This window comes from Klebsiella sp. CN_Kp075 (assembly GCF_040065055.2).
GTDB lineage: Bacteria > Pseudomonadota > Gammaproteobacteria > Enterobacterales > Enterobacteriaceae > Klebsiella > Klebsiella aerogenes.
This window is the reverse complement of sequence record NZ_CM198050.1, coordinates 5,097,949-5,118,856: the sequence shown is the minus strand read 5'-3', so window position 1 is coordinate 5,118,856 and position 20,908 is coordinate 5,097,949. Positions and strand designations below refer to the sequence as shown.

20 protein-coding genes are annotated in these 20,908 nt (G+C 55.5%); 10 read left to right on the top strand and 10 right to left on the bottom strand.

Annotated features, from left to right (window positions below; translation table 11 throughout):
- Positions 1-32 precede the first annotated feature (32 nt).
- The 5 genes from ABLV78_RS24295 to ogrK all read left to right on the top strand — a co-directional run bounded on the left by ABLV78_RS24295 (position 33) and on the right by ogrK (position 4,547).
- Positions 33-152, top strand: coding sequence for a GpE family phage tail protein (locus ABLV78_RS24295; RefSeq protein ID WP_348865232.1), 120 nt, complete (start codon positions 33-35; stop codon positions 150-152).
- On the top strand, positions 145-2,586 hold the full coding sequence (locus ABLV78_RS24290; RefSeq protein WP_348865233.1) for a phage tail tape measure protein: 2,442 nt from the start codon (positions 145-147) through the stop codon (positions 2,584-2,586). Before ABLV78_RS24295 ends, ABLV78_RS24290 begins: the two co-directional genes overlap by 8 nt.
- Positions 2,587-2,600: 14 nt before the next feature.
- Positions 2,601-3,086: a phage tail protein gene (locus ABLV78_RS24285; protein ID WP_045367707.1), complete on the top strand. Its 486-nt coding sequence runs from the start codon at positions 2,601-2,603 to the stop codon at positions 3,084-3,086.
- On the top strand, positions 3,083-4,249 hold the full coding sequence (locus ABLV78_RS24280) for a phage late control D family tail protein (protein WP_047047205.1): 1,167 nt from the start codon (positions 3,083-3,085) through the stop codon (positions 4,247-4,249). The genes ABLV78_RS24285 and ABLV78_RS24280 overlap by 4 nt, the downstream gene beginning before the upstream one ends.
- 79 nt (positions 4,250-4,328) lie before the next feature.
- Entirely contained in the window at positions 4,329-4,547 is a 219-nt protein-coding gene (gene ogrK, locus ABLV78_RS24275; RefSeq protein WP_032413178.1) for a prophage transcriptional regulator OgrK, read from the top strand.
- Between the two features lie 35 nt (positions 4,548-4,582).
- Here ogrK and ABLV78_RS24270 read toward each other — a convergent pair whose 3' ends face one another.
- Positions 4,583-4,999: a hypothetical protein gene (locus tag ABLV78_RS24270; RefSeq protein WP_348865234.1), complete on the bottom strand. Its 417-nt coding sequence runs from the start codon at positions 4,997-4,999 to the stop codon at positions 4,583-4,585.
- A 296-nt stretch (positions 5,000-5,295) separates the two neighbouring features.
- Between ABLV78_RS24270 and fieF the strand changes: the two genes are divergently transcribed.
- Together fieF and pfkA are read left to right on the top strand one after the other, a co-directional pair.
- Positions 5,296-6,192, top strand: coding sequence for a CDF family cation-efflux transporter FieF (fieF, locus tag ABLV78_RS24265; protein ID WP_045395293.1), 897 nt, complete (start codon positions 5,296-5,298; stop codon positions 6,190-6,192).
- Between the two features lie 203 nt (positions 6,193-6,395).
- Positions 6,396-7,358 (top strand): 6-phosphofructokinase, encoded by a 963-nt coding sequence (gene pfkA / locus ABLV78_RS24260; protein WP_015368934.1) that lies wholly within the window; start codon positions 6,396-6,398, stop codon positions 7,356-7,358.
- Positions 7,359-7,471: 113 nt separating this feature from the next.
- Here pfkA and ABLV78_RS24255 read toward each other — a convergent pair whose 3' ends face one another.
- The 8 genes from ABLV78_RS24255 to priA all read right to left on the bottom strand — a co-directional run bounded on the left by ABLV78_RS24255 (position 7,472) and on the right by priA (position 16,129).
- On the bottom strand, positions 7,472-8,068 hold the full coding sequence (locus ABLV78_RS24255) for a hypothetical protein (protein WP_047047209.1): 597 nt from the start codon (positions 8,066-8,068) through the stop codon (positions 7,472-7,474).
- Positions 8,069-8,155: 87 nt separating this feature from the next.
- Complete coding sequence (gene rraA / locus ABLV78_RS24250) at positions 8,156-8,641, bottom strand: ribonuclease E activity regulator RraA (RefSeq protein ID WP_015703948.1); 486 nt, start codon at positions 8,639-8,641, stop codon at positions 8,156-8,158.
- Positions 8,642-8,733: 92 nt separating this feature from the next.
- Complete coding sequence (gene menA / locus ABLV78_RS24245) at positions 8,734-9,660, bottom strand: 1,4-dihydroxy-2-naphthoate polyprenyltransferase (protein ID WP_045395332.1); 927 nt, start codon at positions 9,658-9,660, stop codon at positions 8,734-8,736.
- A 67-nt stretch (positions 9,661-9,727) separates the two neighbouring features.
- Positions 9,728-11,062: an ATP-dependent protease ATPase subunit HslU gene (hslU, locus tag ABLV78_RS24240; protein ID WP_045395296.1), complete on the bottom strand. Its 1,335-nt coding sequence runs from the start codon at positions 11,060-11,062 to the stop codon at positions 9,728-9,730.
- A gap of 9 nt (positions 11,063-11,071) precedes the next feature.
- Positions 11,072-11,602, bottom strand: coding sequence for an ATP-dependent protease subunit HslV (gene hslV, locus ABLV78_RS24235; RefSeq protein WP_015368930.1), 531 nt, complete (start codon positions 11,600-11,602; stop codon positions 11,072-11,074).
- A gap of 91 nt (positions 11,603-11,693) precedes the next feature.
- A complete protein-coding gene (ftsN, locus tag ABLV78_RS24230; RefSeq protein ID WP_072058228.1) occupies positions 11,694-12,662 on the bottom strand; it encodes a cell division protein FtsN in 969 nt (322 codons plus the stop codon).
- A 93-nt stretch (positions 12,663-12,755) separates the two neighbouring features.
- Complete coding sequence (gene cytR, locus ABLV78_RS24225) at positions 12,756-13,784, bottom strand: DNA-binding transcriptional regulator CytR (RefSeq protein WP_015368928.1); 1,029 nt, start codon at positions 13,782-13,784, stop codon at positions 12,756-12,758.
- 149 nt (positions 13,785-13,933) lie between these two features.
- Entirely contained in the window at positions 13,934-16,129 is a 2,196-nt protein-coding gene (gene priA, locus ABLV78_RS24220) for a primosomal protein N' (protein ID WP_047047215.1), read from the bottom strand.
- 259 nt (positions 16,130-16,388) lie between these two features.
- Between priA and rpmE the strand changes: the two genes are divergently transcribed.
- Positions 16,389-16,601, top strand: a complete 213-nt coding sequence (gene rpmE / locus ABLV78_RS24215) for a 50S ribosomal protein L31 (protein WP_015368925.1) — start codon at positions 16,389-16,391, stop codon at positions 16,599-16,601.
- A gap of 99 nt (positions 16,602-16,700) precedes the next feature.
- On the opposite strand, the gene metJ is transcribed toward rpmE, so the two are convergent.
- The gene (gene metJ / locus ABLV78_RS24210) at positions 16,701-17,018 is read right to left on the bottom strand and encodes a met regulon transcriptional regulator MetJ (protein WP_004107547.1); all 318 of its coding nucleotides are present in this window, start codon (positions 17,016-17,018) and stop codon (positions 16,701-16,703) included.
- Positions 17,019-17,283: 265 nt separating this feature from the next.
- Between metJ and metB the strand changes: the two genes are divergently transcribed.
- Together metB and ABLV78_RS24200 are read left to right on the top strand one after the other, a co-directional pair.
- Entirely contained in the window at positions 17,284-18,444 is a 1,161-nt protein-coding gene (gene metB, locus ABLV78_RS24205) for a cystathionine gamma-synthase (protein ID WP_015368924.1), read from the top strand.
- A gap of 2 nt (positions 18,445-18,446) precedes the next feature.
- Entirely contained in the window at positions 18,447-20,879 is a 2,433-nt protein-coding gene (locus ABLV78_RS24200; RefSeq protein WP_045395300.1) for a bifunctional aspartate kinase/homoserine dehydrogenase II, read from the top strand.
- Positions 20,880-20,908 lie beyond the last annotated feature (29 nt).

Sequence of the window (20,908 nt, the reverse complement as noted above, 5' to 3'; positions counted from 1 at the left end):
ATTTTCCACCCGACCTGTCGACCGATGACCTGATGGCGGATATCGCTGTGATATTCCACTGGTCGAAAACAGACCTCTACTCACTGAGCCTGAATGAGCTCATCACATTTCGCGAAAAGGCATTACAGCGGAGCGGAAACCACAATGAGTAATAACCTGAGGCTTGAGGTGTTGCTGAAAGCGGTCGACCAGGCGACCCGACCGCTTAAATCTATCCAGACCGCGAGTAAAACCCTCTCGGGCGATATTCGCGATACACAAAAAGACCTGCGCACCCTGAACGCGCAGGCGTCGAAAATCGACGGATTTCGCAAGGCCAGTGCGCAACTGGCCGTGACCAGTCAGTCACTTGAAAAAGCCAAACGCGAAGCCGGTGAGCTGGCCGTGCAGTTTAAAAACACGACCAGTCCGACCCGCGCGCAGGCGCAGGCGCTCGAAGCGGCGAAACGCGCCGCCTCTGAGCTGCAGACGAAATACAACAGCCTGAGAACATCGGTACAGCGACAGCGCTCAGAGCTGATGCAGGCCGGTATCAATACCCGCACCCTGTCTGCTGATGAGCGTCGGCTCAAAACCTCCATTAGCGAAACGACGGCGCAGCTTAACCGCCAGCGTGAGGCACTGGCGCGCGTCAGTGCGCAGCAGGCAAAACTAAGTCGTATCAAAGCCCGATACCAGTTAGGTAAGGAGCTTGCTGGTAATGCTGCATCGGTTGGCGCGGCAGGTGTCGGCATTGCAGCGGCGGGAACGATGGCCGGTGTTAAATTGCTGATGCCCGGTTATGACTTTGCGCAGAAAAATTCCGAGCTGCAGGCCGTACTCGGGGTTGATAAGCAGTCGCCAGAAATGCAGGCGCTACGCAAACAGGCGCGCCAGCTCGGCGACAACACTGCCGCCTCTGCAGATGATGCCGCCAGCGCGCAGATTATTATCGCAAAAGGTGGCGGTGATGCCGAAGCTATAGCAGCTATGACGCCTGTGACTCTCAACCTGTCACTTGCAAACAGAAAAACAATGGAGGAAAACGCGCAACTATTGATGGGGACAAAAGCTGCCTTTCAGCTCTCTAATGACGCGGCTGCACATATCGGTGACGTTCTTTCAACCACGATGAACAAAACCACTGCTGATTTTCAGGGGTTAAGTGATTCATTAAGTTACCTTGCCCCTGTAGCGAAAAATGCTGGGGTGAGCCTTGAGCAGGCAGCGGCGATTACAGGCACACTTCATGATAATAACATCAGAGGGTCAATGGCCGGGACGGGCTCCGCGGCTGTTATTACGAGATTACAAGCACCTACAGGCAAAGCATATGATGCACTCAAAGAGTTAGGCGTCAAAACCTCGGATAGCAAAGGTAATACGCGCCCGTTATTTACCATCCTAAAAGAAATACAGGGCAGCTTTGAACGCAATAAGCTCGGCACTGGTCAGAAAGCTGAATACGTAAAAACCATATTCGGCGAGGAGGCTATGAAATCAGCAAGTGTGCTGATGACGGCAGCGGCCAGCGGAAAACTAGATAAACTAACCGCTACGATAAAAGCCTCGGACGGTAAAACCGAGGAACTGGTCAAGGTAATGCAGGATAACCTAGGCGGCGACTTCAAGGAGTTCCAGTCTGCTTATGAGGCAGTCGGTATCGACCTTTTTGACCAGCAAGAGGGCTCTCTGCGCAAACTCACTCAGACCGCCACAAAATACGTGTTAAAGCTCGACGGCTGGATCCAGAAAAACAAAGGGCTGGCGAAAACCATCGGCATTGTTGCCGGTGGCGCGCTGGCTCTTATTGGTGTCATCGGCGGCATTGGTCTCGTTGCGTGGCCGGTTGTCATGGGGATTAACGCCATTATCGCTGCTGCTGGCTTTCTTGGTACAACTCTCGCGGCAATGGGTACTGCTGTTGTCTCTGTTCTTGGGGCTATTACCTGGCCGATTGTGGCAATCGGAGCGGCGATTGTGGCCGGGGCGCTACTTATCCGTAAATATTGGGAGCCCATCAGCGCATTTTTCTCAGGTGTGATAGAGGGCATCATGAGTGCCTTTGCGCCGGTCGGGGAAATGTTCGCCCCACTGGCACCCATTTTTGACGGTCTCGGTGAGAAACTGCGCGGCGTCTGGCAATGGTTTAAAGACCTGATTGCACCGGTCAAAGCTACGCAGGAGACGCTCGATAGCTGTAAAAATGCTGGCGTTATTTTCGGTCAGGCGCTGGCCTCAGCGCTGATGGCACCGCTGAACGTTTTCAATAAGCTACGCAGCGGTGTCGACTGGCTTCTCGAAAAGCTCGGCATCATCAACAAAGAATCGGACAGCCTCGACCAGACCGCCGCCAAAACCAACGCCGCCACGCAGGGGAATTCCTACATACCGGCGACCAGCACCTATGGCGGGTATCAGGCTTATCAGCCCGTTACCGCACCGGCGGGACGCTCTTACATCGACCAGAGCAAAAGCGAATACAACATTACGCTACCGGGCGGTGTCGCGCCGGGGCATCAACTCGACCGCCAGCTACGCGACACGCTCGAACAAATTGAGCGCGAAAAACGTGCGCGTCAGCGCGCCAGCATGAGCCACGACTAAGGGAGAATTAAACGATGATGCTTGCTCTCGGCATGTTTGTATTTGAACGCCGCACCCTGCCTTATCAGTCGATGCAGCACTCGAAGGATTATCGCTGGGCGTCTAACGACCGGGTAGGCAAACCGCCTGCGTATCAGTTTCTCGGCGAGGGTGAAACCTCGATCCAACTTGCCGGCACGCTTTACCCCGCTATTACCGGCGGTCGTATTTCACTGCAGGCCGTCGAGTTGATGGCCGACGAGGGCAGAGCGTGGCCGCTGATTGAGGGAACCGGCAATATCCTCGGAATGTATATTGTCGACAAGGTATCAACCACACACGCCGAGTTTTTCAGCGATGGTGCGGCCAGAAAGATTGATTTCACGCTTTCACTGAAGCGGGTCGATGAGTCACTGACGGCAATGTTTGGCGACCTGAATAAACAGGCCGGTGAGCTTCTCGGCTCTGCCGGTAATCTGGCCGATAAGCTGCAGGGTACACTCGGAGGGCTGGCCGTATGATGACGGGCATGACCATTGATGCCGGTACCAGTCTCGCACCGGCATTTATGCTGACGCTGAACAGTCAGGACATTACCAGCAATTTTAGCGACCGACTGATATCTCTCACCATGACAGATAATCGGGGATTTGAGGCCGACCAGCTCGACATCGAGCTCGACGATACTGACGGCAAAGTCGAGTTACCCCTGCGCGGGGCGGTGCTGACGCTGTGGCTTGGCTGGGAGGGCTCGGCATTGCTGAATAAAGGCGATTTTACGGTCGATGAGATTGAGCACCGAGGGGCGCCAGATACCCTGACCATCCGGGCGCGTAGCGCAGACTTTCGCGGAACGCTCAATTCACGGCGTGAGGAATCCTGGCACGATACCACCCTCGGCGAGCTGGTCAGCACCATCGCAAAGCGTAACAAACTGACGGCCAGTGTCGCGGAGCCGCTGAAAAAAATCCCGGTACCGCATATCGACCAGTCGCAGGAATCCGACGCGGTATTTCTGACAAGGCTGGCCGACCGCAACGGGGCGGCAGTGTCAGTGAAAGCGGGGAAATTGCTGTTTCTGAAAGCCGGTAGCGCGGTGACGGCCAGTGGTAAGCCCGTCCCACAAATGACGCTGACCCGCAGCGATGGTGACCGTCATCAGTTTGCCATTGCCGACCGAGGGGCATACACCGGCGTAACCGCGAAATGGTTGCACACCAAAGATCCGAAGCCGCAAAAGCAAAAAGTGACATTGAAGCGCAAGCCAAAAGAGAAGCACCTGCGTGCGCTGGAGCACCCGAAAGCAAAGCCGGTCAGCAAAAAGACAAAGGCCAAAAAAGAGCAGGAAGCCCGCGAGGGTGAGTATATGGCCGGTGAGGCCGATAACGTGCTGGCGCTGACGACGGTCTACGCATCAAAAGCGCAGGCGATGCGCGCCGCTCAGGCTAAGTGGGATAAGCTGCAGCGAGGTGTTGCTGAGTTTTCAATTACGCTGGCGCTCGGTCGGGCTGATTTATTCCCTGAGACGCCGGTGCGCGTGTCAGGCTTTAAGCGCGTCATAGATGAGCAGTCATGGCTAATCAGTAAGGTAACTCACAATCTGAATAATAATGGCTACACGACGGGCTTAGAGCTTGAGGTTAAGCTTTCTGATGTGGAGTACAGTGAAGAAAGTGACGAATAAATAAAAAACATATCTATTTGTTATATAAGGATTTATTGGATAAAATTAACGCATCAGCCAAACCGTCGAGGTGCTTAATATGTTTCATTGTCCGTTATGCCAACATGCCGCTCATGCACGCACTAGTCGTTACATGACCGATACGACAAAAGAGCGTTATCATCAGTGTCAGAACGTGAATTGTAGTGCGACGTTTATCACTTATGAGTCGGTACAACGTTACATTGTTAAGCCGGGTGAGGTTAATGCCGTCAGGCCTCATCCGTTGCCATCAGGACAACAAACCATGTGGATGTAACCAAAATAAAAAACCCCGCGATTGCGGGGTTTTGTTTATTTTAACTTTGGCATTCCAAACATATGCGTTTTTGAGAGCATCACCACTTTAGCTTTGTCGTCCGGCTCTTTACCCATCTCGTTACAGGTTGCGAGAGGATTTTCGAGCACATAACCAAACGCCTTATGTTTATTCAGTATTTGCAATTCTTTAGTCGTTTTCATGTAGGAATTGGGTACGTCTTTTGTCCAAACATCCATACAAACACCTGAACTAATGACCGCATCATAAATTTCAGATGTAACTTGGTTTGTGTCCAAAACGACAGTGACGATATTATTACTTTCATTAATTTCAGTTGGTTGCCATAGCCTTAACTGCTTTTGCAAGGTTTTTACGTTATTCGTTTGAGCTTGGGCTGTGGTACACAAAAGAATGGTGACGACTGCAATTGTCGATTTGAGGTTAAGCATGGAACATCCCTATTAAACATCGGGTTAAAAGACAGTTTATAACTCCTGCAGGATGAAAAAACAAAGCCCCTCAATTGAGGGGCTTTTTAGTCAATGTGGACGCTATGTGGACAGCGTATAATATAAGTCCTTTTATATCATTAGGTTGGGTGATGTTTTTGGACACCATCCCTGTCTTCCCCCACATGATGTGGGGGTTTTTTTTGTCTTTTTTTCGCCTCAGCCGCCGCATGCCCGTTCATCTTCCGGGTAAAAGTTCAGGTTATACTAAGCGCATCGCCGGAAAAGGAGCGTTTATGAATCAATCTTATGGGCGGCTGGTAAGTCGCGCGGCTATTGCCGCGACGGCGATGGCCTCCGTGTTACTTTTGATCAAAATTTTTGCGTGGTGGTATACCGGTTCGGTGAGTATTCTGGCGGCGCTGGTGGATTCGCTGGTGGATATTGCCGCCTCGCTGACCAACCTGCTGGTGGTGCGTTACTCGCTACAACCCGCTGATGAAGAACATACTTTTGGCCATGGGAAAGCGGAATCGCTGGCGGCGTTGGCGCAGAGCATGTTTATCTCCGGTTCGGCATTGTTTCTGTTCCTGACCGGGATCCAGCATCTGATTCGCCCTGAACCGATGCAGGCGGCAGGCGTCGGGATGGTGGTAACGCTAATTGCCTTGATAAGCACCCTGATGCTGGTGACCTTTCAGCGCTGGGTGGTCAGAAAAACCCAGAGCCAGGCCGTGCGTGCGGATATGCTTCATTATCAGTCTGATGTTATGATGAACGGCGCTATTCTTATCGCCCTCGGCCTCTCCTGGTATGGCTGGCACCGTGCCGATGCGCTGTTTGCATTAGGGATTGGCATCTATATTTTATATAGCGCGCTGCGTATGGGTTACGACGCGGTGCAATCGTTATTAGACCGCGCGCTTCCGGATGAGGAACGTCAGGAAATCATCAGTATCGTGAACAGCTGGCCCGGCGTCAGCGGCGCGCACGATCTACGAACGCGGCAGTCAGGGCCGACTCGCTTTATTCAAATACATTTGGAAATGGAAGATAACCTCCCGCTGGTGCAGGCGCACGTGATCGCCGACCAGGTGGAGCAGGCTATTTTGCGCCGTTTCCCGGGATCGGATGTGATTATCCATCAGGATCCCTGTTCTGTGGTGCCGCCGGCGCAGCAGGGCGTTTTTTGAGCTTTCGGTTATAGTCTGTAAACTCGATGTAAAAATGTGGGGCGGGTAGGCATTTTTTGTATAAATTACCGCCATTTGGTCTGACCTGAATCAATTCAGCCAGAAGCGTTTGATATACTATTGCAATTATCGTCGTGCACTCCTGGTATGGGAGCGCTTCAGGCAACAGGATTATTTTTTGCTTCCTAAGTTCAGAGGTAGTCATGATTAAGAAAATCGGTGTGTTGACAAGTGGCGGTGATGCGCCGGGCATGAACGCAGCAATTCGCGGCGTTGTGCGCGCGGCATTAACGGAAGGTCTGGAAGTTTTTGGAATCTATGACGGTTACCTCGGCCTGTATGAAGATCGTATGGTTCAGCTTGACCGTTACAGCGTGTCAGACATGATCAACCGTGGCGGTACCTTCCTCGGCTCCGCTCGCTTCCCGGAATTCCGCGAAGAGCATATTCGCGCAGTCGCCATTGAAAATATGAAAAAGCGCGGCCTGGACGCGCTGGTTGTTATCGGCGGCGACGGTTCCTATATGGGTGCGATGCGTCTGACCGAGATGGGTTTCCCTTGCATCGGCCTGCCGGGCACCATCGACAACGACATCAAAGGTACTGACTACACCATCGGTTTCTTTACCGCGCTGAGTACCGTTGTTGAAGCTATTGACCGCCTGCGTGACACCTCCTCTTCGCACCAGCGTATCTCTGTGGTGGAAGTGATGGGCCGCTACTGTGGCGATCTGACGCTGGCGGCGGCGATTGCCGGCGGCTGTGAGTTCATCATGGTGCCGGAAGTAGAATATACCCGCGACGATCTGGTGGCTGAAATCAAAGCCGGCATCGCAAAAGGTAAGAAACACGCGATCGTGGCCATCACCGAGCACATGTGCGACGTTGACGAACTGGCTAGCTTCATTGAGAAAGAAACGGGCCGTGAAACCCGTGCGACCGTGCTGGGTCACATTCAGCGCGGCGGCTCTCCGGTTCCTTACGACCGTATTCTGGCTTCCCGCATGGGCGCATATGCTATTGAACTGCTGCTGCAGGGCTTTGGCGGCCGCTGTGTCGGTATCCAGAACGAGAAGCTGGTTCACCACGACATCATCGATGCTATCGAAAATATGAAGCGTCCGTTCAAGTCTGACTGGATGGATTGCGCGAAGAAACTGTACTAAGTTTCGCGGCATAACAAAAAGGCCTTCTCAGTGAGAAGGCCTTTTTTCGTAGCGTATAAAACCGAGCGATCCATGCTCGGTATGCTGGCTATCGACAAGCGTGGGATTCGATTTCAAGGGCGAAATTGAACCTTGCGTTGCAGATGATAATTTTCTAGCGATTGGCTTAACAGCTCAGAAAAAACAGAATGATTTTCTTGTGCGATTGTTAATCTTAACACCGCTTCTAAAGTATCTATTTCTTCATCTTCAAGTGGTCTGCCGGTGGCTATCTCCAGCCGATTTTCTTGCCAGCGGTAGCGCGTAGGGATCGTATCGTGCCAGGTTCTGTAGTTTTTCTCGGGAGTTCTATACCATAAATTTGGGCCTTTTCCTGTCGCCTTCTTTTGCGTCACTTTCAGCATTTTTTCTGAATCAGAAAAGTAATCAGCCATTTCTTGCAAAATTTGTTGTTTTTGCGAGTTGTCCAGCGTTGCAAATTGCAGTGTTACTTGGGTCGATGGATAGCCAACGATTTCTTTGTATTCCTTTTCAAAGGTCGCTGCGTTACGTGGAAGAGATACCGCACCGATAAATATAACGAAAGCTGCTCCTAAGCGTAATGACGCAGCAAGGACATAGGGCGGTTGGGCTAAAATCAGGATGCGAAATCCTCGATATAGTAGCCATGGTATCGAAATAAAGCTGAGGAAATAGAGTATTTCACGCAAGTCATGCACTCCTTTGCACTTGTGTGAGCGATTAACCATCCTGGTTATAAAGAAAAGGCAGGCTGCGCCTGCCTTTCAATGCTAGTGCTATTCGATATCCAGCGCATCCTCGGAAAGGATGATACCGGTATTGTCGGCATACAGATGATCGCCGGAGAAGAAGGTGACGCCGCCGAAATTGACGCGCACGTCGCTTTCGCCGATACCTTCCCCTGCAGCGGCCACTGGAATGGCGGCTAATGCCTGGATACCGATATCTAAATCTTCCAGGTCGTCAACCTGGCGCACCGCGCCATAGACCACCAGCCCTTCCCATTCGTTTTGTACCGCCAGACGCGCCAGGTCTGCGTCAATTAACGCGCGTCGCACGGAACCGCCGCCGTCGATGAGGAGAATATGACCACGGCCATTCTGCTCGAGCAGATCGTAGAGCAACCCGTTATCCTCGAAACATTTTACCGTAATGATCTGTCCACCAAACGACGACCGCCCTCCAAAGTTGGAAAACAGCGGTTCCACGACATTGACATCTTCCTGGTAGATGTCGCAAAGCTCGGAAGTATCGTATTTCATAGGCTTAACGTTCAGTTGCTGCGAGAATTTTTAGTATATCCCGTGAACTGCATTGTTTGCAAAATCATCAATTGTTAATTGATATTTGTCAGTTATGCCGCCAGCTTACTGCCGATAATCCCGATGACAAACAGCAGGTTGGTTAATAATGCCGCTTTGACCGTGCGTTCGAGCATCGGACGCATCGCCACCGGTTCGCGCTCACGCATGACGAAACGCGCCTGTTTCACCAGTAGCGGAATGGCGAGAATAAACAGCCAGCCCCACAGGCTGCGCAGCGCCAGCAGGTTAAACAGCGCCAGGCACAGCGGAGCGCCGAGCAGCAGGACGCTGTGATAACGGCGAGCGTTAATTGGCCCCAGACGGACCGCCAACGTATTTTTACCGTTCGAACGGTCGCTATCGATATCGCGCAGGTTATTGATATTCAGCACCGCGGCGGCCAGCAGGCCACAGGCGGTAGCGGGCAGGAAAATAACCGCGTCGATGCTGTGCGCCTGCAGATACCAACTGCCGACGACGCTCAGCCAGCCGAAGAAAACCAGCACCGAGATATCGCCAAGGCCAATATAGCCGTAAGGACGCGTGCCAACGGTATAAGTGATAGCCGCAATAATCGACAACCCGCCGAGCACCATAAAGCCGATGAAGTCCGCCATTGTCTGCCAGGCGGAGAACAGCAACGCCAGGCCGGAAAGGCAAATCAGCGCTACCGTTACGATCAGCGCGCGTTTCATCTGCGATTGGGTGATGGCGCCTTTTTGCATTCCGCGCAGCGGCCCAATACGGTCAGGTTTATCGCTGCCTTTAACGGCGTCGCCATAATCATTGGCGAGATTAGATAAAATTTGCAGCAAACCGGCGGTGATGAGCGCCAGCAGCGCGACCAGCGGATCGAAGTGGCCTTGCTGCCACGCCAACGCGGTGCCGACGACGATAGCGGCGAACGCCAGAGGTAATGTTTTGGGACGCAGGCTTTCAAGCCAGGCCCTGGTGCGTGTTATCGGTTGTTCAGTCATTTCTTTCAGCCAAAAAAATGGGGCTATCATAGCCCCATCGTGTGTGATGAAAATGCATTGAACCGGATTATAGGATAAAACGGCTCAGATCTTCATCTGCCACCAGAACATCCAGGTGTTTACCGACATAATCACCGTCGATGGTCACCGTCTGGCCGTTCATTTCGCTGGCATCATAAGAGATATCTTCGATCAGACGTTCCAGCACCGTGTGCAGGCGACGCGCGCCGATGTTTTCGGTGGTTTCGTTAACCTGCCATGCGGCCTGAGCGATACGCTTGATACCATCTTCGGTGAATTCGATATTCACGCCTTCGGTGGCCATCAGCGCTTTGTACTGCACGGTGATGGAGGCATTCGGCTCGGTCAGAATACGTTCGAAATCATGGGTGGTCAGCGCTTTCAGCTCAACGCGGATCGGCAGACGGCCCTGCAGTTCCGGGATCAGATCGGATGGGCTGGCGACCTGGAACGCGCCGGAGGCGATAAACAGAATGTGATCGGTTTTCACCATCCCGTGTTTAGTGGAGACGGTGCAGCCTTCAACCAGCGGCAGCAGGTCGCGCTGAACGCCTTCACGAGACACATCCGGGCCGGAGGAGTTGCCGCCGCGCTTACAGATTTTGTCGATTTCGTCGATAAACACGATACCGTGCTGTTCAACGGCGTCGATAGCTTCTTGCTTCAGCTCTTCCGGGTTCACCAGCTTCGCCGCTTCTTCTTCGATAAGCAGCTTCATCGCGTCTTTGATTTTCAGCTTACGCGGTTTCTGTTTCTGGCCGCCCAGGTTCTGGAACATGGACTGCAGCTGGCTGGTCATCTCTTCCATGCCCGGAGGGGACATGATTTCAACGCCCATTGGCGCCGCGGCGAGGTCGATTTCGATCTCTTTGTCGTCAAGCTGGCCTTCGCGCAATTTCTTGCGGAATGCCTGACGCGCAGCTGAAGGTTCCTGCGGCTGTTCAGCCTGGCCCCAGTTGTTTTTCGCCGGCGGGATCAACACGTCGAGGATACGCTCTTCGGCCATTTCTTCGGCGCGATAGCGGTTTTTATCGATGGACTGCATGCGAACCATTTTGATCGCGGCGTCGGTCAGATCGCGGATGATAGAGTCCACTTCTTTACCAACATAGCCCACTTCGGTGAACTTGGTCGCTTCAACTTTGATGAACGGCGCGTTGGCCAGTTTCGCCAGACGACGGGCGATTTCGGTTTTACCGACGCCGGTCGGGCCAATCATCAGAATGTTTTTCGGTGTGACTTCATGACGCAGCTCTTCATTAAGCTGCATACGGCGCCAGCGGTTACGCAGGGCGATAGCAACAGAACGCTTGGCTGCGTCCTGGCCGATAATATGTTTGTCCAGTTCGCTGACAATTTCGCGTGGGGTCATTTCAGACATGGGAGATCCTTACGCTTTAGAAGGTAATTCTTCGATGGTGTGGAAGTGGTTGGTATAGATGCAGATATCCCCTGCAATATCCAACGCTTTCTCGGCGATGTCGCGAGCGCCCATTTCGGTGTTTTCCAGCAGCGCGCGAGCGGCGGCCTGGGCATATGGCCCGCCGGAGCCAATCGCAATCAAATCGTTTTCTGGCTGAACCACGTCACCGTTACCGGTAATGATAAGCGACGCGTTTTCGTCAGCGACGGCGAGCAGCGCTTCCAGCTTGCGCAGCATGCGGTCGGTACGCCAGTCTTTCGCCAGCTCAACGGCGGCTTTCACCAGATGGCCCTGATGCATCTCCAGCTTACGTTCGAAAAGTTCGAACAGGGTGAAGGCGTCAGCGGTGCCGCCAGCGAAACCAGCGATCACTTTGTCGTTGTACAGACGACGCACTTTCTTCACGTTGCCTTTCATCACGGTGTTGCCCAGCGTGGCCTGGCCATCACCGGCGATAACGACATGGCCGTTACGGCGAACACTAACTATTGTTGTCACGAGCAGACCCCTTGGTTGCAAAAGCGGAATAGGGGCCCCGCGCGTTACGCGGGGCAGAATGCAATTATAGATGGGGGGGATTTTTGGGGTTTCAACCCCTGGCGGCGAGACGGATGCAGTTTGCGTGTCCGGCCATCTTGAGACGGTTGATCATATCGTTGGCGTTCTCTTTGCCTTTCAGCGGCCCAATCACCACCCGATTCCAGCCGTTATTGGTGGTGATGTGCGAAGCAAAGCCCTCAAAGGCCAACTGAGCGCGCACGGTTTCGGCCTGCTCGGCGCCTTTAAAGGAACCACACTGAACCATCCAGCTGCGATCGTCTTTCTTCTCGGCGGCTGCGGCTTTCGGCGCTTCTTCCACGCGGGCGACCGGCGCGGCGGCCTGGGTTTTCGGCTGCGTGGTGGTGTTATGCGCCGGCGTCTGCAGCAGATCCTGATACGGCTGCTGGTTAGACGCGGTTTGCTTCGGTTGCTGTTGCTGCACCGGCTTCGGCTGCTGGACGCGCGGCAGTTGCTGCGTGGTCTGCTGCTGAGTCTGCGCCCACTGTTGCTGCTGCGCCTGCTGCTGTTGTTGTGCCAGACGTTGACGCTGCAGCGTTTGCTGACGTTGCGCCGGCGTTTGTTCGTTCCACGGCACTTCGGTCAGCTGCGTGGGCTGCTGACGCATATCCGCCTGCATCTGCGCCAACAGTTGGCGCTGCTCGTCGGTTAGCTGCTCGGGTTTCATCACTTCGCCGCCGGCGGTAGGCTCAGTCGGCGCGCGAACGCCCGGCTGGCGGCTTTCCAGCTCTTTAATATAGCGCCAGCGCTCTTCCGGCTTCGGCGGAAGACCGTTGCCTGCCGCCTGGCGGTTTTGCAGCGCTTCCGCTTCTTCTTTCTTGTGATGGGTAATGAAATACAGACCACCGATAAAGGCCACCAGCACGGCCGCCGCGATTGCAACCATAGTCGGTGAAATCGCCGGAAGGCTACTTTGCTTGTTCCTTGAGCTTCGGGGGCTGCTCTTTTTGCGCCGCGAAGGAGCCGGTTGGCTGCGGCGTACATAATCTCGTTGTGCCACTATCGTTTCGCTGTCTTATATTCGTTCGTCAGCCCGCCATGTTACTTAAGCGGCGGGCCTTTGACCAGAAGAGCAGGCCCGAAAGCCTGATGGTTATCGTCTGATTTTTTGCGTACTGCCGCGAACGATCAGTTCGCAATCGAGCAGACGCGAGCCGCTGTTGACGTTACGGCCCTGCATTTGCTCGAGTAAAAGCAGCATTCCTTCACGGCCGATATCAAAACGCGGCTGTGAAACGGTGGTTAACGGCGGATCGCAAAATTCAGACAACGCGATGTTATCAAACCCAACAATCGATAAATCCTCCGGCACCCTCAGGCCGCGGCGTTTGGCCAGCGACAACGCGCCCAGCGCCATGACGTCGCTATGGCAAAAGACCGCGGTCGGCGGCACCGGCTGCGCCAGCAGTTGCTCCAGCGCGTTGGCACCGGCTTCAAAGGTAAAGTTGCCGCGGGCGATGTAGTGCGGATCGACGGTGATACCGCTGCGGCGCAGCGCCTGAACGTATCCCTGCAGCCGGTAATGGCACAGCGGCATATCCTCCGGCCCGGCGATACAGCCGATACGTTGATGCCCCAGTTCGTGGAGATAATTGACGGCATTAAACGCGGCAGTCAGGTTATCGATATGCACGGTAGGGAGCTCCAGCTCCGGCGCGAACTCGTTCGACATGACCATCGGCGGCAAATTACGCTGCTCTTCGACGCTGGCGTCGAACGGCAGGCGCGAGCTCAGCAGCACCATACCGTCAATTTGTTTGGTGATAATGAGATCAATAAAGGTTTTTTCTTTCTGATTCTGATGGGCGCAATCGCCGATCAGCACCAGATAGCCTTCGTCGGCGGCAGTCACTTCAATACCGCGAATCACCTCACTGAAGAAGGGATCGCAAATATCCGGCACGATCACAAGGATCGTCCGCGACTCATTGCGTTTCATGTTACGCCCGAGCGACTGCGGTAAATAGCCGACTTCCTGCGCCGCCTGCTCCACCCGACTACGGGTTGCCTGCGACACTTTGTCGGGATTCATTAGCGCACGGGATACGGTTGCCGTTGAAACGTTTGCCTTCAGGGCGACGTCTTTCATGGTGGCGGCAACCATTTGTTTTTTGGGCTTCACCTGGTTTCTCCTCGCTGACTGCGCAGACACATCCCTTGCGTGCTGACATCAGCAACATTTTTAACAGATAGTACAGCCTGAGAGTTACAGAATTTTCATGAAAAACGTGACGGTTGTTGAATTTTTCGATCCGCCTCGCAAGAGAAGACTTAGCCTTCAATAGGATCGACATCCAGTACCCACTTCACTTTACGCGCTTCCGGCAGGGTGTTTATCAACGCCAGCGTACCGCTGACGATATGCTGTAGACGTATGCGGGAAGGGTGCTGGAGTAGAATTTGCCAGCGCCAGCGTCCGCCGCGCTTCGGCGCCAGCGCGGGAACCGGGCCGAGTACCCACAGTTTATCATCAGCCAGCGGGCTGGCCTGCAGCAGGTTACGTAGCTGCTGTAAAAACAGCGGCGCCTGCTGGTTATTATGGTCTTCGGCGCGGATCAGAACGTGGCTGGTCCACGGCGGTAGCTGCATGGTTTGCCGCTCCGCCAGCGCCTGCTCGGCAAACGCATCGTAGCCTTTATAGAGCAGGGTCTGCAGCAGCGGGTGTTCCGGATGGTGGGTTTGCAGGATCACTTCACCTTGTTTGCCCGCGCGTCCGGCGCGGCCGGAGACCTGGGTATAGAGCTGGGCAAAACGCTCCGCCGAGCGGAAGTCGGCGGAAAACAGCGCGCCATCGACATCCAGCAGCGACACCAGGGTGACGTCCGGGAAATGATGTCCCTTAGCCAGCATTTGGGTACCAATCAGAATGCGCGCGCCGCCGCGATGGACGTCGGCAAGATATTGCTCCAGCGCCCCTTTACGGCTGGTGGTATCGCGGTCGATGCGTGAGATTGGTACATCAGGAAACATCGGCGCCAGCGCTTGCTCCAGCTGTTCGGTCCCCAGACCGACTGGCACCAGGTGCGTCGACCCGCAGGAAGGACATTGGCGCGGAATGGGGCGCTGGCTGTCGCAGTGGTGGCAGCGCAGATGGTGTTGCGCCTGATGCAGGGTGTAGTAACTATCGCAGCGCGGGCACTCCGCTATCCAGCCGCAGTCGTGGCACAGCAGCGCCGGGGCGAAACCGCGGCGGTTCAAAAACAGGATCACCTGATTATCGGCCTGCAGATGCTGGCGCATGCGATTAATCAGCGCAGGCGAAAGCCCCGCCTGTAGCTGTTGGCCTTTTAAATCGAGCACGTGCTGCTGCGCCGGGCGGGCGTTGCCCGCGCGTTTGGTCAGCTTTAACTCACGGTACTTGCGCTGGCGCACGTTGTAGAGCGTCTCCAGCGCCGGGGTCGCCGAGCCGAGGATAATCGGGATCTGTTCGCTATGGGCGCGCCATACCGCCAGGTCGCGAGCGTGATAACGCCAGCCTTCCTGCTGTTTATAGGAGCTATCGTGTTCTTCGTCGATGACAATAACGCCGAGGTCTTTAAACGGCGTAAACAGCGACGAGCGGGTACCGATAACGATCGCCGCTTCGCCATTTTTCGCCTTTAGCCATGATGCGAGGCGCTCGCTGTCGTTCAGACCCGAATGCAGCACCTCCACCGGGGCGTTAAAACGCTGGCGGAAGCGGGCGATGGTCTGCGGCGTCAGGCCGATTTCCGGTACCATCACCAGCGCCTGTCGACCCTGCGCCAGCACGTTCTCCAGTACGCTAAGATAGACTTCCGTTTTCCCTGAGCCGGTAATACCCGCCAGCAGCCAGGCGGAAAAACGGTCCGAGGCGCTATGAATTGCCCCGACGGCGGTCGCCTGCTCGGTATTCAGACGCAGCCGTTCGCCGGGCACCGAGAAGCTGGTCCGCCAATCGCTAATGGCTGGGGATTCGCTGGCCAATTCCGCCAGCCCTTTGCCGCGCAGCGCCTGTAGCGCCGCGTCATTGAATTCAAGCTCTGCGACCTGATAGCGCCAGATCTTGCCCTGGCGCAGCGCCGCCAGCGCCTGCTGCTGTTTCGGCGAGCGTTTAAGGCTGTTGATATCCAGCGCTTGTCCCTGTTCCGTCGCAAACCAGTACCACATTGGCGCGGCGCTGGCCGGTTTGCCCTGGCGCAGCATAATCGGCAGCGCGTGGAACAGCACATCGCCGATGGGATGATGATAGTAATCCGCGGCCCATAGCAGCATGCGCCAGACGGTAGAGGAGAATACCGGTTCGCTATCCAGCGCTTCGGCGACCGGTTTGAGTTCCGCGAGCGGGAGTTCGCTACGCTCGCTGACCGACACCACGATACCGATCCGCTCCTGTTTGCCGAACGGCACGCGTACGCGACAGCCCGCCTTGACCGGGATGCCTTCAGGCAACAAATAGTCAAAGGTGCGGGGCAGCGGAACGGGCAGGGCGACATGAGCGACGGACATGGAATCTTCCTGACTTGAAATCTGGCGGGTTAGTATACACATTACCGAAGGCGGCGCGGATAAGTTTGCATCTGCTGGTCAAATTCTGTATGATTCGCCGTCTTTGGTGCGCTTTATGCCGCATCAAACTCCCAAAACCCGGGAAATTCGTTAAGCCGGTATGCGCCAGCTGTGCGAAGGTCGTCGGGAAATTATTAATATCGCGTGGTGTCTGGCGTTAGGGCTGGAAGAGCGACGCGGCCTTAACTGAGGTTCTCCCATGAAAAAAGGTATTCACCCAAATTACGACGAAATTACTGCTACCTGTTCTTGCGGTAATGTCATGAAAATCCGTTCCACCGTTGGTCACGACCTGAACCTCGACGTGTGCGGTAAATGCCACCCGTTCTACACCGGCAAACAGCGTGATGTTGCTACCGGTGGCCGTGTTGACCGCTTCAACAAGCGCTTCAGCATCCCGGGCAGCAAGTAAGTTGCCAGAAAGAGCCGCCTCAGGGCGGCTTTTTTGTATCCTTCGTCTGGCAACGCGAGGAATAAAAAAGCGGAAGATATCTTCCGCTTTTTTTATGTCTTAGTATTCCCACGTATCCGGGTCGATGCCCAGTTCACGCATAATCTCTTTCGCCGCTTCCGGGATTTCATCGCTGCGCTCTTTACGCAGGTCTTCATCGTTAGGTAACGGTTGACCGGTAAAGGCATGCAGGAACGCCTCGCACAGCAGTTCGCTATTCGTGGCGTGACGCAGGTTGTTCACCTGACGACGCGTGCGTTCATCGGTGAGGATCTTTAACACCTTCAGAGGAATGGAAACCGTAATTTTTTTTACTTGCTCACTCTTCTTACCGTGCTCAGCGTATGGGCTGATATATTCGCCGCTCCATTCAGCCATGAGATACCTTAATCCTCTGTTTATTAGTTAAGGGCCAGAACATTACGCCCGGCCATAATTGCGCGTAGTTTACCGTATGAGCGTGCTTTCTGACATGAGATAAGCCGCCGCCGACGTGCGCTAATGCATATAATTTTAACGGCTATTTGTCTTTTGCTCAATCTATACGCAAAGAAGTTTAGATGTCCAGATGTATTGACGTCTATTGTGACAATGATTACTCTGAGGCCTGACTTCTCACCGAACAGCCCAGGAACTGTCCAACATGACGCGTAAACAGGCCACCATTGCAGTGCGTAGCGGTTTAAATGACGACGAACAGTACGGTTGCGTTGTCCCGCCGATCCATCTCTCCAGCACCTATAATTTCACCGGTTTCAATGAACCCCGCGCCCACGATTATTCCCGACGCGGCAACCCGACTCGCGATGTCGTACAGCGCGCGCTGGCGGAACTGGAAGGCGGCGCCGGCGCGGTACTGACCAATACCGGAATGTCGGCTATTCTGCTGGTGACCACGGTGTTCCTGAAGCCGGGCGATCTGCTGGTGGCGCCGCACGACTGTTATGGCGGCAGCTATCGTCTGTTTGACAGCCTGGCGAAACGCGGCTGCTATCGCGTGCGCTTTGTCGATCAAAGCGATGAACAGGCATTACGTGAAGCGTTAGCGGAACAACCGAAGCTGGTGCTGGTCGAAAGCCCGAGCAACCCATTGCTGCGGGTGGTCGATATTGCGAAAATCTGCGGGCTGGCGCGTGAAGCCGGCGCGGTGAGCGTGGTGGATAACACCTTCCTCAGCCCGGCGTTGCAAAATCCGCTGGCGCTGGGCGCCGATCTGGTGTTGCATTCGTGCACCAAATATCTCAACGGCCACTCTGACGTGGTCGCCGGGGTGGTGATTGCCAAAGATCCTGAGACTGTCACCGAACTGGCATGGTGGGCGAATAATATCGGCGTCACCGGCGGGGCGTTTGATAGCTATCTGTTATTGCGTGGTTTGCGTACCCTTTCTCCACGAATGGAAGTGGCGCAGCGCAACGCGCAGGCGATAGTCGACTATCTGAAAACCCAGCCGCTGGTGAAAAAGCTGTATCATCCGTCCCTGCCGGAAAACCAGGGGCATGAGATTGCGGCGCGTCAGCAAAAAGGTTTTGGGGCGATGCTAAGCTTCGAGCTCGATGGCGATGAGCAGACGCTGCGTCGCTTCTTGAGCGGTTTATCGCTATTTACGCTGGCGGAATCGTTGGGGGGCGTTGAGAGCCTGATTTCCCATGCGGCGACGATGACGCATGCGGGCATGGCGCCGGAAGCGCGTGCGGCGGCAGGGATCTCGGAAACGCTCCTGCGTATTTCGACCGGTATTGAAGATGGTGAAGATTTAATTGCCGACCTGGAAAATGGCTTCCGGGCAGCAAACGAGGAATAAAGATGAGTGTGATTGCGCAGGCAGGGGCGAAGGGTCGTCAGCTGCACAAATTTGGTGGGAGTAGTTTAGCGGATGCGAAATGTTACCTGCGCGTCGCCGGGATCATGACCGACTACGCGCAGGCAGGCGATATGATGGTCGTCTCTGCCGCCGGTAGCACCACCAACCAGCTGATTAGCTGGCTGCAGCTAAGCCAGACCGATCGTCTTTCTGCGCATCAGGTGCAACAAGCGCTGCGTCGCTATCAAATGGACCTGATCGCCGGCCTGCTGCCGGCGGACGCCGCCGACGCGCTGATCGCGACGTTTATTCACGATCTTGAGCGTCTGGCGGGCCTGCTGGATAGCGGCGTCACCGATGCGGTATATGCCGAAGTCGTCGGCCACGGCGAAGTGTGGTCCGCGCGCCTGATGGCGGCGGTACTAAACCACCTTGGCGTTGAAGCCGCCTGGCTGGACGCGCGCGCTTTCCTGCGCGCGGAACGCGCCGCGCAGCCGCAGGTTGATGAAGGCTTATCCTACCCGCTGTTACAACAGTTGATGGCGCAGCACCCCAACAAACGGCTGGTGGTGACCGGCTTTATCGCCCGTAACAATGCCGGGGAAACCGTACTGCTGGGCCGTAACGGTTCCGACTACTCCGCCACCCAAATCGGCGCGTTGGCCGGTGTTTCCCGCGTCACCATCTGGAGCGACGTGGCCGGGGTTTATAGCGCCGACCCGCGTAAAGTGAAAGATGCGTGCCTGCTGCCGCTGCTGCGTCTTGATGAAGCCAGCGAGCTGGCTCGCCTGGCGGCGCCGGTGCTGCACGCGCGTACGCTACAGCCGGTTTCTGGTAGCGATATCGATTTACAGCTGCGCTGTAGCTACACTCCGGACCAGGGTTCGACGCGCATTGAGCGCGTGCTGGCATCCGGCACCGGCGCGCGTATCGTCACCAGTCACGACGACGTCTGCCTGATTGAATTCCAGGTGCCGGCCGGTCAGGATTTCAAACTGGCGCATAAAGAGCTGGATCAGATTTTCAAACGCGCGCAGCTGCGCCCGCTGGCGGTGGGCGTGCATGCCGACCGTAAGCTGCTGCAGTTCTGCTACACCTCTGAAGTGGCCGACAGCGCGCTGAAGCTGCTGGACGAGGCGGGTCTGCCGGGCGAGCTGCGTCTGCGTCAGAAGCTGGCGCTGGTGGCGATGGTCGGCGCGGGCGTGACCCGCAATCCGCTGCATTGCCACCGTTTCTGGCAGCAGTTGAAAGGGCAGCCGGTAGAGTTTACCTGGCAATCGGAAGAGGGCATCAGCCTGGTGGCGGTGCTGCGCGCCGGCCCAACCGAGAGCCTGATTCAGGGACTACATCACTCCGTGTTCCGCGCTGAAAAACGCATCGGCCTGGTGCTGTTCGGCAAAGGCAATATCGGCTCCCGCTGGCTGGAGTTGTTCGCGCGCGAGCAGAGCACGCTTTCCGCCCGCACCGGCTTTGAGTTCCTGCTGGCCGGGGTGGTGGATAGCCGCCGTAGCCTGCTGAATTACGAAGGTCTGGATGCCAGCCGCGCATTGGCATTCTTTGAAGATGAAGCGGTCGAGCAGGATGAAGAGTCGCTATTCCTGTGGATGCGCGCGCACCCTTATGATGATTTAGTGGTGCTGGACGTGACCGCCAGCGAACAGCTGGCCGATCAGTATCTGGATTTCGCCAGCCACGGTTTCCATGTGATCAGCGCCAATAAGCTGGCGGGCGCCAGCAGCAGCGATAAATATCGCCAGATCCACGACGCCTTCGAAAAGACCGGCCGTCACTGGCTGTATAACGCCACCGTCGGCGCAGGCTTGCCGGTTAACCATACGGTGCGCGATCTTATCGACAGCGGCGATACCATCCTGGGGCTGAGCGGTATCTTCTCCGGTACGCTCTCCTGGCTGTTCCTGCAGTTTGACGGCACGGTGCCATTTACCGAACTGGTGGATCAGGCCTGGCAGCAAGGGCTGACCGAACCGGACCCGCGCGTTGACCTGTCGGGTAAAGACGTGATGCGCAAGCTGGTGATCCTGGCGCGCGAAGCTGGTTACAATATCGAGCCGGATCAGGTGCGCGTGGAATCGCTGGTTCCGGCGCATTGCGAAGAGGGCTCGGTTGACCACTTCTTTGAGAACGGCGAAGAGCTGAATGAACAGATGCTGCAGCGCCTTGAAGCCGCCCGTGAAATGGGGCTGGTGTTGCGTTACGTGGCGCGTTTTGATGCCAACGGTAAAGCGCGCGTCGGAGTAGAAGCAGTGCGTCAGGAACATCCGCTGGCGGCGCTTTTGCCGTGTGATAACGTCTTTGCCATCGAGAGTCGCTGGTACCGCGATAACCCAATGGTGATTCGTGGGCCAGGCGCAGGCCGCGATGTTACCGCCGGGGCCATTCAGTCAGATATCAATCGTCTGGCGCAGCTGCTGTAATCTGTCAGGCCGGCCCGCTGGGCCGGCCT